The organism is Butyricimonas sp. RTP31003st1_G1_RTP31003_210430 (genome assembly GCF_040920905.1).
GTDB classification, from domain to species: Bacteria; Bacteroidota; Bacteroidia; order Bacteroidales; family Marinifilaceae; genus Butyricimonas; species Butyricimonas paravirosa.
Genome location: NZ_JBCOSQ010000061.1, coordinates 19785 through 32284 on the forward strand (window position 1 = coordinate 19785; position 12500 = coordinate 32284).

A 12500-nucleotide genomic window follows, 5' to 3' on the forward strand; every position below is an offset into this window, starting at 1 on the left:
ATGAGAATCATGTTACGATATATGGCTTGCGTGTTGATGGTCCTTTTATTGGGAACATTAACTTCGATGGCCCAGTCAAGACCCTCTTATGTGGGAACAATAAGTGTAAAACCGGTGCGGGTGTTACAAGCGGGTGAAATGCTTTACGTGGAGATGGATATTATCTTGGATCAGGTTAAAGTGAAGTCTGCCGGAGCCGTTGATATTATTCCTCGCTTAGTGGCGTCTTCCGATACGCTAGAACTCCCGAAAGTTTCACTTAAAGGACGTAACGAGTATGCAACTTACGAGCGAATACTTGCTTTGATGAGTAATTCGGAACGTTCGGATCGTGCAATACCTTATCTGGTTGAGAGAAACGTGAAACCTGAAAGCCGGACGATTCAGTATAGACATACCGTGCCTTACGAGCCTTGGATGGCCAAAGCGTACTTGGATGTCCAAAAGGATGAGTGCGGTTGCGGGGAAATTGCTTGGATGGAAGTGGAAACTGTCGATTCCGTGAGATTGGATTTCATTCCGGAACCTTATCAGGTGATCCCCCACATGGCTTACGTGCAACCCGTGCCTGAACCCGTTAAGAACCGGGAGAAACAGGTGGAGGCTTTTCTGGATTTCGAGGTGAATCAGACTTATATTCAACCGGAATACATGAATAATCCCGTGGAATTGGCGAAGATTCGGGCAATGATTGATGAATTACGTGTCGATCAAGATATAACGATTAATCGCTTGGATCTTATTGGTTATGCCTCTCCCGAGGGTTCTCTGGCTGGTAATAAACGGTTGTCGGAAGGAAGGGCTTTGGCATTGAAGAACTATTTGTCAAGACGCTACACTTTTGCACCTTCCCTTTATCATGTCGTTTTCGGGGGTGAAAACTGGGAAGGATTGCGTAAGGCATTGACGAAGCTTGACGTGCCTTATAAAGTAGCGGTAGAATCGATTATTGATGATTACGATGGGCAGGAACGGAAAGAACGTTTGATGAGATTGCAGGGAGGTGCGCCTTATCGTTATTTGCTTAGAAACGTTTATCCCAAATTGCGTGTCGCTATTTGTAAGGTGGAGTATCACGTTAAGAATTTCAACGTGGAGGAGGCCAAAGAGATTATGAAAGTGCGGCCGCAAAATTTGAGTCTTAACGAGATGTATTTGGTGGCAAATACTTATCCGAATGGCTCGAAAGAGTTTATCAACGTATTCGAGACAGCCGTGAGATTATTCCCTGAGGATGACATTGCCAAGCTTAATGCGGCGGTGGCAGCTCTTTCTCGCCGGGATATTGAAACGGCAGAACGATATTTGGATCAGGTAAAACACCGGGAGTTACCGGAATATGCCAATGCGGCGGGAGTGTTAGCTTTGCTTAAGGACGATTACGAGTCTGCCCGGAAGTATTTGCAGATAGCGGTGGATGCAGGACTGGAGGTTGCCGGGAAGAATCTGGAAGAACTGGAAAAAAGAGAACAAACCGATCTTGAAATAAAGTCAAGAAAAAAATAATGAATAACGAAATTATCAATCATTGAATTGAGAAAACAACCAATATTAATAATATAAAAACAAACGAACCGATTTTTAATAAGTAAACCAATTTTCAATTAAACTTTGTAACTATGAAGAAGATGTATTTTTTAGTCGCGGCACTTTTAGTGTTGTTGTCCGCGGCATGTACCAATGATCATATTGATCAAGATGATGATGACGGGATCGTAACTGATCCTACTGGAGAGGCTTGGATTGCGTTAAACGTGGGACCCCCGACGACCTCATTTTCTCGGGCTCTACACGATCCTGATAAAATAATAGGAACGGCCAAAGAATCAAACGTGAAAAAAATTCGGGCTATATTTTTTGATAAAGATGAAAAAGTGACTGCGGATAAAACGTTTACAGTTGGAACAGACTTAGAAGCTGGAAATCCGAATCAGCCGGAAGGTGATCAAGGAAAAGCTTTTAAAGTGCCTGCTTCATCCAAACGAATTTTGATTATCGCGAATCCGAGTTCGGACTTGCCCGTAACATCTGTGGGGACAACCACATATACCGTTTTTAATCAAGCTATTCTTGCTGTTGCCTCTCTTTCTGGCGATGAGTATTTTATGATGAGTAATGCCAAAGGTGGTTTGGAACCGTCTGCATCAAACTCGGATGGGGCGGATGCGAATTTGGTCCTTTATAATTCAGCCTCTAAAGCTGAAAGTCAGGCTCTTTCCATCAATGTTGACCGTGCTGTTGCAAAAGTAAGGGTATATACAGATAATACAGGTATTTCCTCTAACAACACGAAGGCTAATATTTCTCAACCTGGTTGGGTATTGAACGCGACGAACAAGAAGTATTTCCCTGTGTCGAAACGTGAAAAAACTTGGTATGAAACTCAACCGAGAGGGTGTATTACTCCTTTCGATCAGTATAAATTAGGTTCGTATAGAATAGATCCGAACTATGATAATCAACCAACAGTGTTGCCTCCGGCTTTCACAGACTATTTGAAAGATTATAGCTACTATCTGGATGCAACGGATGTTCCCGCAGGAGCGTGGCACCCGACAGATGCTTCTTCGGATAATGCAGAATATTGTCTAGAGAATACTCAAACTGAAGATCATAATGTATGGGCTTATACGACCCAAGTGTTATTCAAAGTTATTTTCTCTCCGAAAGGATTACAAACTCCTGATAAAAACGTTTATGATAATCCTGCAGATTTCGTGAATGCCGGTGCGTTGGATTCGGGAAAAGATTGGCTTATGGTGAATGGTGGTTATTACACGTGGAATTTGCTGATGGATTATATTAAAGCAGAATTGACGTTCAAATATCAAAGTGAAGATAATGATCCCACGATCATTCATAATACGGCACTTACGAATGCTTTGAATGCTTATTTGGAGGCAATTAATGAAGCTAAAGTTCCGATTGATAGAAATAATGCCAGAAGTCCGGAGGAACAAGCTGGGGATGTTGTTGATGCTTTTAATGTAAAGAAAAATGCAGTAACAACTCATGGTGCCGATCGTCACGGTACTGTTTCATACTACGTGGGCGGAGTGAATTACTACCCGATCATGATCAAGCATGATGATTCTGGGGACGTGTATAACGAACTGGGAGAATTTGGAGTGGTTCGTAATTCTGTTTACGACGTGAATATTTCTAGGGTAAATAATCCCGGTTATCCGAATATTCCGGAACCAGATCCGGGTACCAAAGATGAAGATGAGGATAATTATTTGTCTATCAGAATCAATGTTAACCCATGGACTTGGTATACTCAAACTGAAGAACTGTAATTTGTTCGATAATGCTACTAAATTGTGAGGGACAACTCTTGTCCCTCGCAAACTTAATACCTCTTGAAATTGAGGGGATGTTGTTTGCCATTGGTAAAATGGAATGCCAAAAAAGAAAGAAATGAATTTCAAAAGTCATGTAAATTTACTGATCATTGGACTTCTGATGATTGGTACAGGGATTTTCATATCCTGTGATGCCTTTAATGAAAATTTGCCGGAGTGTCGTTTGTTTGTCAAGTTTAAATATGACTATAACATACTATCCGTCTGCGCTTTTCATAAACAGGTAGATAAAGTGGAACTCTATGTTTTCGACAAGGATGGCAAATTCCTTTTCCAGCAAGCCGAAGAGGGGGATGCGTTGGCTACCGGTAATTACCAGATGTCCGTGGCACTTCCTTTGGGCGAATACAAGTTGATGGCTTGGGCCGGGGTACATGATTCGTACGATGTTCCTCAGTTAGCGCCGGGTGCGTCGATCACGGAGTTGGAATTAAAATTGAAGAGAACGTCATCGCTTATTATTGATAAAGCGTTGGAACCGCTTTGGTATGGTGAAATCAATGATGTAAACTTTACCGGTAATATCAATCTTGTCGAGACGATTAACTTGATCAAGAATACAAATACCGTAAGATTTATTTTCCAACAGCCGGAGAATAGCGGGGGTGGGTTTGCCGTGGATGATTATGATTACGAGATACTCGAATCGAACGGGTATCTTGATCATCAGAATCAATTGAAGGATGATGATGAGTTGAGTTTTCGTCCTTATTATAGCAAACAGATCAGTCCTGCGGCCATCGGTGTGGAATTGAACACGATGCGTTTGATGGATGATCGACCGACTCGTTTTGTCGTGACGGAAAAAGCCACGAATAAACCGGTGTTTAATATAAGTCTTACCGATTATTTTAGCAAGACCATGATGGCCGGACGTAATTGGAGTACCCAAGAGTATTTTGATCGTCAGGATGAATGGGATGTTGTTTTCTATTTTGCCGGGGAGAACGGGGAAGGTCTATGGCATGCCGTGCAAGTGATCATTAATGATTGGACGTGGCACATTCAAGATGAGGGAGAGGTTTTGTAATTTCCAAAAATTGATTATTTTTGAGAAAATGGTAATCAATAATATTGCATGGAAAAAAGATTGGAAGAATTGTTTAATAATTCGTCACTTACAGTTGAAGAATTAAGAAATGTATTTATAAAAGACCTTGTTCCTCTCGTGCATGGAGAGAATTTGGTAGGTCTGGATCGAGGGGATGTGGAGCATCTTATGGATGGTAATAATAAGTTTCGGTTGAAGATCGGGACCGGAGTCGGTGAAAGTCGAGCCATAGATGCAATCGGAGATGTGCTGACAAAATTGGGATCGGTTGTCGAAGAAGCGGATCATGCTAGGTATTTGATGTACATTGAATATGGTGCGGAGGATTTGATGATGGATGAATTGGTCCGGGTAATGAATTATTTTGAGGAAAAGGTTGGAAATGAAGTAGAAATGGTTTGGGGAGCCGGGCGTAATGATGAATTAGGGAATCAATTGGAAATATTATTGTTGGCCGGGTGGAAGTAATTACCTGAGGGATTCTGAACGGTCATATAAAATAGAGTATTCACGGAAATCTTTTTCAAGATTCCCGTGAATGGTTATTATTCGAAAGTTAGTTTGAAATACTGGTCATTTGAATAGGTATTCTTTTCTGGCAAAGAGAAAAATACATAGAAGTGTAACTTAAGGTACTTGTATACAATTTTGTAGTGAAATGTGAATTCCTAAATGCAAGAATGCGTATAGAACTACCCGTTATCAAGTGAAGAAGGAATGAGTACTTAAGGTAATTGTCAGATAATCATAGAGTAAAAGCCTATCAAGTTCGTATCAAAGACGTTCACGAACGTCTTTGATACGTCTTTGTAGCGAAGTTAATACGTCTTTAATCCCTAAGTACATCGAATATGCAACGGGTAAACACGGTTTATTACCCTGAAAAAGTTTATTGTATAGAGTAAACCTATATCAGAAAGATTGAAAATACGTGAAATGGATAGCGTTTCCCGGCGCTTGTTTTTGGAATTTTCTCGTTTCGAAGTAACCTTGAAAGGGGGAAAAGCGTAATGTGTGAAAATTAAACAAGAAAGATGATGGATTTGAATAAAATGTTGAACTTGACGGGAATGGTAGCTCTCGTGACAGGGGGCGGTAATGGTATTGGTTGCGGGAGTGCTCGTATTTTGGCAGAGGCGGGAGCTGATGTGGTGATTGGTGACGTGAATCTGGCGGCAGCCGAAGAGGTAGCTGAGGATATACGTGGAATGGGGCGCCGGGCTCTGGCTCTGAAATGTGACGTGACGAAAGATGCGGATTTGATGAATCTCGTGGAACGGACCATCGTGGAGTTCGGTAAATTGAACATTTTGGTGAATAACGTGGGAGTTGGCGGGGGAGGTCGTGAAAATCCTTTTCGGGTGACGGTGGAATATTTCGAACATATTTTCAAGGTAAATGTATTCAGTGCTTGGAGATTGTGCCAGTTGGCCGTACCTTATATGAAACAAGCTGGTTACGGTTCGATCGTGAACATTACTTCCATGGGGAGTATCAACCGGAGTCCGAACATGAGTGCCTATGCCTCGTCAAAAGCGGCTTTGAATCACATGACTGCCAACTTGGCAATGGATTTCGGACCCGATGTACGGATTAATGCCGTGGGACCGGGAGCCGTGGAAACGCAAGCACTCGCATCCGTGCTGACTCCGGAGATCGAGAAAAAGATGTTGGAACACACGCCAATCAAGCGATTGGGTGAAATAGAAGACATTGCCGGGGCGGTCCTCTTTTTTGCAGCACCGATTTCCAGTTGGATCACGGGGCAGGTGTTATTCGTGAACGGGGGCGGTGTCCAAACGTTGGATTAATCCTTCTCGGGACCACCCGTTCCTTCTTTTTGTACTTGTAATTCTTTGATTTCTTTGTTGAGAAAAATGGACAGGATCGTCCGTAAAATTACAACTCCCCCAAGTATAGCCAATTCATTCAAGCTGGGTTCCAGAACTGTTTTTAGAATATCGGAGGCAATCAAAAACTCAAGGCCTAATAGTAAATAAGTTCCTAGATCGGCACGAAGTTCACGAGTTGCCGTGAACGAGTATTTCCCGGTAAAACGTTGGGATTCATTACGGATGAACGCACAAAAAGCAATTATCGCCCCATAGATAACGATGATCAGGCTGATGACGCTGATTCCCGTGGATAATATTTCAAGATAGTGCATGATTTTCATAATATGGTATTTATAATGTCGTAATTACGGATTTTTTGTATAAAGGTTGTTACGATTCCCGTTTTTTCGCTAAAATCGTTATCTTTGAGGTGTTGTAAAAATAAATCACTTACTATAAAGAAACAATGGAGCAAGAGAACAAACAAATGAATTCACTCCCGGATAACGCGTACCGGGAACTCGCCCCGGGCGAGGAGTACAAGCCGATGATGCCGGCGAATACGAAACCCAAGGAGGTTACGCCTTATTCCGTGACATTCGGTATTATCATGGCGGTCATTTTTTCTGCGGCAGCAGCTTACCTTGGACTGAAAGTAGGACAGGTATTCGAGGCCGCGATTCCTATCGCTATTATTGCTGTTGGTGTGGGCAATATGTTGGGGAAGAAAAATATGTTGGGACAAAACGTGATTATCCAGTCTATCGGAGCTAGTTCCGGTGTGATCGTGGCCGGGGCAATCTTTACGCTACCGGCTCTTTACATTTTAGGACTGGAGGCTCAATTTTACCAGATATTCCTTTCTTCTTTGTTCGGGGGATTTTTGGGTATCTTGTTATTGATTCCTTTCCGGAAATATTTCGTGAAAGATATGCATGGGAAATATCCTTTCCCGGAGGCAACAGCAACCACGGAAGTTCTGGTTTCTGGTGAAAAGAAAGGTAACCAAGCTAAACTATTGGCCGTGAGTGGACTGATCGGAGGTCTTTATGATTTCTGCGTGAGTACCTTTGGTTGGTGGGCAGAAGGAATCTCAACCCGTATCATGGGATGGGGAGAAGTGCTTGCCGACAAGATGAAAGTGGTGTTTAAAGTGAACACGGGTGCGGCAGTACTCGGTTTAGGATATATTATCGGGTTGAAATACGCGGCGATTATTTGTGCCGGTTCTTTCACCGTGTGGTTCGTATTGATTCCTTTTATCAGCCATTTCGCTGATGGACAGACATTAGCTGTTGGAGAGGGAATTACGGTGTTGTTGCGGGATATGACCCCGGAACAGATCTTCTCGAATTATGCCCGTCATATCGGTATCGGTGGTATCGCCATGGCCGGTGTTATCGGTATTATCCGTTCTTCCAGTATTATCAAGCAGGCTTTAGGCTTGGCCGTTAGTGAATTAGGTGGTAAGAAAAAAGGAGATGGTGTGGTGGAGCGTACACAGCGTGATATTTCCATGAAGTTCATCCTGTCCGGGATTATCTCCGTGCTGATCGCTACTTTCGTGTTTTTCCAATTTGGCGTGTTGGGTAATTTAACTCACACGATCATCGCAACCTTGATTGTATTCGTTATCTCTTTCTTGTTCACGACGGTGGCAGCAAACGCTATCGCTATCGTGGGGTCGAATCCGGTATCCGGAATGACGTTGATGACGTTGATTTTGAGTTCGCTGGTATTGGTTAGTGCCGGGTTGAGCGGAACGAGCGGAATGATGGCTGCCATGATCATCGGTGGGGTGGTTTGTACCGCGCTGTCTATGGCCGGAGGTTTCATTACCGACTTGAAGATCGGTTACTGGTTGGGGACAACTCCTGCCAGACAGGAAGGCTGGAAGTTCTTGGGTACGGCTGTTTCTGCCGCCACGATTGCCGGTGTAATGATGGTGTTGAACCAGACTTATGGTTTCGTGGGAGAGAATGCGTTGGTTGCCCCGCAGGCAAACGCGATGGCTGCCGTGATCAAGCCTTTAATGGAAGGTGGAGCAACTCCTTGGTTGTTGTACTTTGCCGGAGCGGCTTTGGCATTGATCTTGACGATGATCGGTGTTCCCGCATTGGCTTTTGCTCTAGGAATGTTTATCCCGTTGGATTTGAATACCCCGCTGTTGATTGGTGGTTTGGTTAGCTGGTACGTGGGTACTCGTAGTAAAGACGAGAATGTGAATAAAGCTCGCCGTGAACGTGGTACATTAATTGCTTCCGGATTTATTGCTGGTGGGGCTTTAATGGGTGTGATCAGTGCTATTCTGAAATATTGCGGTGCTGACTGGTTTATCACTTGGAGTGGTGCTGAAGTATTGGCTGTCGTGATGTATATTTTGATCATCCTTTACTTCATCTACGATTCAATGAAAGCTAAACTGACAGATTAATTTTAAATTTTAGATTGTAAATTTTAAATTGGACAATGCAATTGGAAATTTGTAATCTAAAATAATGATTAAGCCGTTTTAATCTAAAATTTAAAATTTAAAATCTAAAATAAAAATGGTGGATTTAAAAGATCGTTTTTTGAAATACGTGAGTTTCGACACGCAGAGTGATGAAATGAGCGAGACTTTCCCTTCTACCGAAAAGCAGAAAGTGTTGCTGCAATACTTGGTAGAGGAAATGAAATCTCTTGGGTTAACTGAGGTGGAGATGGACGAGCATAGCTATGCTATGGGTACGATTCCCGCTACTCCGGGTTATGAGAATCGTCCGGTGATTGGTTTTATCTCTCACGTGGACACGAGTCCGGATATGAGCGGGGCGAATATCAAACCGCAAATTATCGAGAATTATGATGGAAAGGATATTCGTTTGAACGAAAATCTGATGATGACGGTGAAGGATTTCCCGGAATTGTCTGCATTTAAAGGACATACATTGATTACAACCGACGGGACAACTTTGTTGGGTGCTGACGATAAAGCGGGTGTTGCCGAGATCATGACGGCTGCCGAGTATCTAATGGCACATCCCGAAATCAAACATGGGAAGATCCGTATCGGTTTCACTCCGGATGAGGAAGTGGGTCGGGGAGTGGATTATTTCAACGTGGAGAAATTCGGCGCTAAATTCGCTTACACCATTGATGGTGGGTTTGAGGGCGAATTGGAATATGAAAACTTCAATGCCGCCAGTGCCAAGGTTGCTATTCAAGGACGTAACGTGCATCCGGGTTATGCTAAAGATAAGATGATTAATGCTTTGCAGGTAGCTGCCGAGGTGAATAGCCTGTTACCTGCCTGGGAGCGTCCGGAGCATACTGATGGATACGAGGGTTTCTATCATTTGGTAGGATTGAGCGGTTCCGTGGAGAATGCGGAAATCAGTTATATTATTCGTGATCATATCCGGGAGAAGTTTGAGGCTAAAAAACAGTTCATGACGAAAGTGGTCGAATTGTTGACCCAGAAGTATGGCGAAGGCGTGTTGACGTTGACCTTGAAGGATCAATATTATAATATGCGTGAGATGGTTGAGCCGCATCCGGAAGTGATCGACAAGGCGTTTAAGGCTATGGAGCAAGCCGGGGTAACCCCGATTGTCCGTCCGATCCGCGGAGGTACCGATGGCGCCCGTCTTTCATACATGGGATTACCTTGTCCGAATTTATTCACTGGGGGAATGAACTTCCACGGTAAGTTCGAGTACTGTTCTCTAGACACGATGAGACGTGCGCAGCAGACGATTTTGAACTTGATTCAGCTTTGGGCAGAATAGAATTAACTCGATAAAAAATACAAACACTCCAATCTTGTTAAGTTTGGGGTGTTTTTTTTATGGGGAATAATAGATATTTTAGGATTTAAATGTATATATTTGTAGAAATACAAAAAGATATGCAGAAATTTATAATCTTATTCATCTTCGCGTGTATAATTTGTTCATGCGAGAAAAGTGATAACAAGCCTTCTCAACCAAGGTATTTAGTATTGACTAGGACTGTAAAAATGTTACCAACTGAGTACCAAAAGGGTAAAGAGATGAAGGAGGTCTATACTTACAACGATTTCGGGTATGAAGATAGTTTTATCTTGTACGTTGATGGTGAAAACGTGGAGGAAAGGAAAAATTACAAGCATGATGAACAGGGACGAGTTTTGCATTGGGAAGCTTTTGCCCCGGATGGGAGGAAAGGGTTAACGATGGATTATACTTATTCCGCGTCAGGAAAGGTATTGGTGGAGGACAAAGTTTTTCTTCCGACAGCAGAGAGCGGGTACGGGGCGGAGACAGATCATTACCTGACACAATACACGTATGATGAACAGGATCGTGAAATTCAGCAGCTTTCTTACCTCAATGACGAGATTCTTGGAGTACATACGAATTACAAGTATGACAATTCCGGGAATTTGCTTTTGGTTCATGATGTTGATAAAGACGGGCAACTTAAAATGAAATATGAGGCTACTTATAATAGGGCAGGGAAAATAGAAAAAAGCACGGTGACATCGTATTTGAGTTTTGGAACGCTTACTACTACGTGGAAGTATTCTTATGATTCCGGGGGTTACTTGATATTGGAGGAGGGATATCAAGATGGAAAACCCGCGCACGTGCTTAAAGATCATAAATACGATGAGGCAGGGAATCTTTTGTCGTATAATTCGTGTGGGGTTGATGGTGTTGTATATACTGAATATTACTACACTTATCAACGATTTGATTGAAAGTAAATATCGTTTGCTTGATTTTTATCAAGGTTTGACGTTAAGAAAATATTAATTTTACACCTTAATAAAGTAAGGTTTAAAACATGAAAAATAATATGTCCGTGGCCGAACAGGCAACTCTTTTCCCTTTTACCCCGCCGAAACATTCGGATAGTTTGTGTATTCCCGTTCAGACGTGGGAATTTTTATGTCACACGCTCTATTTAAAGCGGTATCCTTTTTTACTCGGTCCGAAAGGATGTGGGAAGTCTTCCATTGCTAAGGAATTGGCGGATGCTATGGGGATGGAGTATTTTGCTTTCGATATGGGGCAGGCTTTTAAGCCGAAAAAGATGTTCGTGGGAGGATTGATTATCGGGGATGACGGGAAAACGAAAGCGGTGCGTTCGGAGTTTTTCAAGGCTTTTGTGTCGACTAAACCAACGTTAATATTCTTAGATGAGTTGACACGTACCCCGATGGTGGCGGCGAATTTCCTGATGACTATTTTGGACCGTCAACAATCGTATATCTATGATGAGGATTCCGGGAAACGCTATAATAAAGGCGAAAATGTGCTTTTCGTGGCAGCAGGTAACGTGGGATTTGCCTATGTTTCCACGCAGCGTTTGGATACAGCCTTTGAAGATCGTTTTATCAAAGTTCGATTAAATTACTTGACCACGACGGAAGAGGCTGCATTGATTCGGGCTCGGTTCCCGAAGGTGTCTCGTGATGCGGCTACTCAATTGGCCAAGGTAGCCGAGGTGTTACGTTTGGCCGAACAGAAAGAAACGCTATCCGTTTCACTTTCGACTCGTCAGGTGCTGGATGCGGCGGCTTATATCCCGTTAGGGTACAGGCTGGATGAGGTGATCGAGCGGGTGATTCTCACAAACTACGTGATTACAGGGGAGGAGACGGTGGCTCGTTCCTTAATACAGACCCTTTGAACGTGCGGTCATGGATTATCGACGGATAGAAGAGATATATGACGAGCAGTTTATCGACCGGGATTGGTGGGGAAATTTTCCCATGGCTCGAAATTTACTGGATCGGGATTTGGGAACCACGGATTTATTGAAATTGGTTCCGGTATGTGCGAGGATCGCTTTTCATGTCACGGGGGAGATTCCTAAAATGGTACTTTCTAATCGGGTTCCTAGTTTGTCGATGAATCCCAAACATATAGCCCTGAATTTAAAATTGTTGCGATTGGGCGTGTCGGACGAGACAAGAGTATTTGTCTTTTTCGGGTATTTCGTTCACGAGTTGGCACATCTGATTTACACGGGAAAAGATATTGCAGAGTTGAGTGACGATGAATTGCGCTACACACCAATGCATTATGATATGATTCATTTTATTGAGGATCGGCGAGTGGAGTCGAAACTCGTAAAGGATTTTCCCGGTTATCACTATTATTTGTATGCGGCTCGTAAGTTGGGGTTGGCGATGGGATTGAATGCCGTGGAACATTATATGGGATTTTATGGCGGACAGAGTGAAGATGGTGTACATCGGGGAATGGATGGTTCCGAGGC

10 protein-coding genes and 1 pseudogene are annotated in these 12500 nt (G+C 43.0%); 10 read left to right on the top strand and 1 reads right to left on the bottom strand.

Going from position 1 to position 12500, the window contains the following annotated elements; all coding sequences use genetic code 11:
- The 5 genes from AB5542_RS16450 (at position 1) to AB5542_RS16470 (ending at position 6227) form a co-directional block, all read left to right on the top strand.
- Positions 1-1506 carry a DUF3868 domain-containing protein gene (locus AB5542_RS16450; protein WP_279038974.1) on the top strand — a complete coding sequence of 502 codons (1506 nt, stop codon included), beginning with the start codon at positions 1-3 and terminating at the stop codon, positions 1504-1506.
- Between the two features lie 113 nt (positions 1507-1619).
- A complete protein-coding gene (locus AB5542_RS16455) occupies positions 1620-3299 on the top strand; it encodes an Mfa1 family fimbria major subunit (protein WP_279038976.1) in 1680 nt (559 codons plus the stop codon).
- Between the two features lie 121 nt (positions 3300-3420).
- A complete protein-coding gene (locus AB5542_RS16460; protein ID WP_279039087.1) occupies positions 3421-4395 on the top strand; it encodes a FimB/Mfa2 family fimbrial subunit in 975 nt (324 codons plus the stop codon).
- A 48-nt stretch (positions 4396-4443) separates the two neighbouring features.
- A complete protein-coding gene (locus AB5542_RS16465; RefSeq protein WP_118305748.1) occupies positions 4444-4884 on the top strand; it encodes a hypothetical protein in 441 nt (146 codons plus the stop codon).
- 566 nt (positions 4885-5450) lie between these two features.
- Complete coding sequence (locus AB5542_RS16470; protein ID WP_279038978.1) at positions 5451-6227, top strand: glucose 1-dehydrogenase; 777 nt, start codon at positions 5451-5453, stop codon at positions 6225-6227.
- Here the strand turns inward: AB5542_RS16470 and AB5542_RS16475 are convergent.
- Positions 6224-6592 carry a DUF1622 domain-containing protein gene (locus AB5542_RS16475; protein ID WP_279038980.1) on the bottom strand — a complete coding sequence of 123 codons (369 nt, stop codon included), beginning with the start codon at positions 6590-6592 and terminating at the stop codon, positions 6224-6226. The genes AB5542_RS16470 and AB5542_RS16475 overlap by 4 nt on opposite strands.
- A 125-nt stretch (positions 6593-6717) precedes the next feature.
- Between AB5542_RS16475 and AB5542_RS16480 the strand changes: the two genes are divergently transcribed.
- From AB5542_RS16480 to AB5542_RS16500, 5 genes and pseudogenes are all read left to right on the top strand, one after another.
- On the top strand, positions 6718-8685 hold the full coding sequence (locus tag AB5542_RS16480) for an OPT family oligopeptide transporter (RefSeq protein WP_118305747.1): 1968 nt from the start codon (positions 6718-6720) through the stop codon (positions 8683-8685).
- A 118-nt stretch (positions 8686-8803) separates the two neighbouring features.
- On the top strand, positions 8804-10021 hold the full coding sequence (gene pepT, locus AB5542_RS16485) for a peptidase T (protein WP_279039089.1): 1218 nt from the start codon (positions 8804-8806) through the stop codon (positions 10019-10021).
- Between the two features lie 263 nt (positions 10022-10284).
- A complete protein-coding gene (locus tag AB5542_RS16490) occupies positions 10285-10974 on the top strand; it encodes a hypothetical protein (protein ID WP_279038984.1) in 690 nt (229 codons plus the stop codon).
- Positions 10975-11060: 86 nt separating this feature from the next.
- Entirely contained in the window at positions 11061-11909 is an 849-nt protein-coding gene (locus tag AB5542_RS16495; RefSeq protein WP_118305745.1) for an AAA family ATPase, read from the top strand.
- Positions 11910-11919: 10 nt separating this feature from the next.
- Positions 11920-12500 (top strand): annotated as a pseudogene (locus tag AB5542_RS16500) (hypothetical protein); the annotation flags it as partial.

What these genes read in the sequence shown, in the direction of transcription:
- AB5542_RS16455 (WP_279038976.1), top strand. Translation starts at nt 1,620, where the DNA reads ATGAAGAAGATGTATTTTTTAGTCGCGGCACTTTTAGTGTTGTTGTCC.
- AB5542_RS16475 (WP_279038980.1), bottom strand. Translation starts at nt 6,592, where the DNA reads ATGAAAATCATGCACTATCTTGAAATATTATCCACGGGAATCAGCGTC.
- AB5542_RS16450 (WP_279038974.1), top strand. Translation starts at nt 1, where the DNA reads ATGAGAATCATGTTACGATATATGGCTTGCGTGTTGATGGTCCTTTTA.
- AB5542_RS16495 (WP_118305745.1), top strand. Translation starts at nt 11,061, where the DNA reads ATGAAAAATAATATGTCCGTGGCCGAACAGGCAACTCTTTTCCCTTTT.
- AB5542_RS16465 (WP_118305748.1), top strand. Translation starts at nt 4,444, where the DNA reads ATGGAAAAAAGATTGGAAGAATTGTTTAATAATTCGTCACTTACAGTT.
- AB5542_RS16460 (WP_279039087.1), top strand. Translation starts at nt 3,421, where the DNA reads ATGAATTTCAAAAGTCATGTAAATTTACTGATCATTGGACTTCTGATG.
- AB5542_RS16490 (WP_279038984.1), top strand. Translation starts at nt 10,285, where the DNA reads ATGAAGGAGGTCTATACTTACAACGATTTCGGGTATGAAGATAGTTTT.
- AB5542_RS16480 (WP_118305747.1), top strand. Translation starts at nt 6,718, where the DNA reads ATGGAGCAAGAGAACAAACAAATGAATTCACTCCCGGATAACGCGTAC.
- AB5542_RS16470 (WP_279038978.1), top strand. Translation starts at nt 5,451, where the DNA reads ATGATGGATTTGAATAAAATGTTGAACTTGACGGGAATGGTAGCTCTC.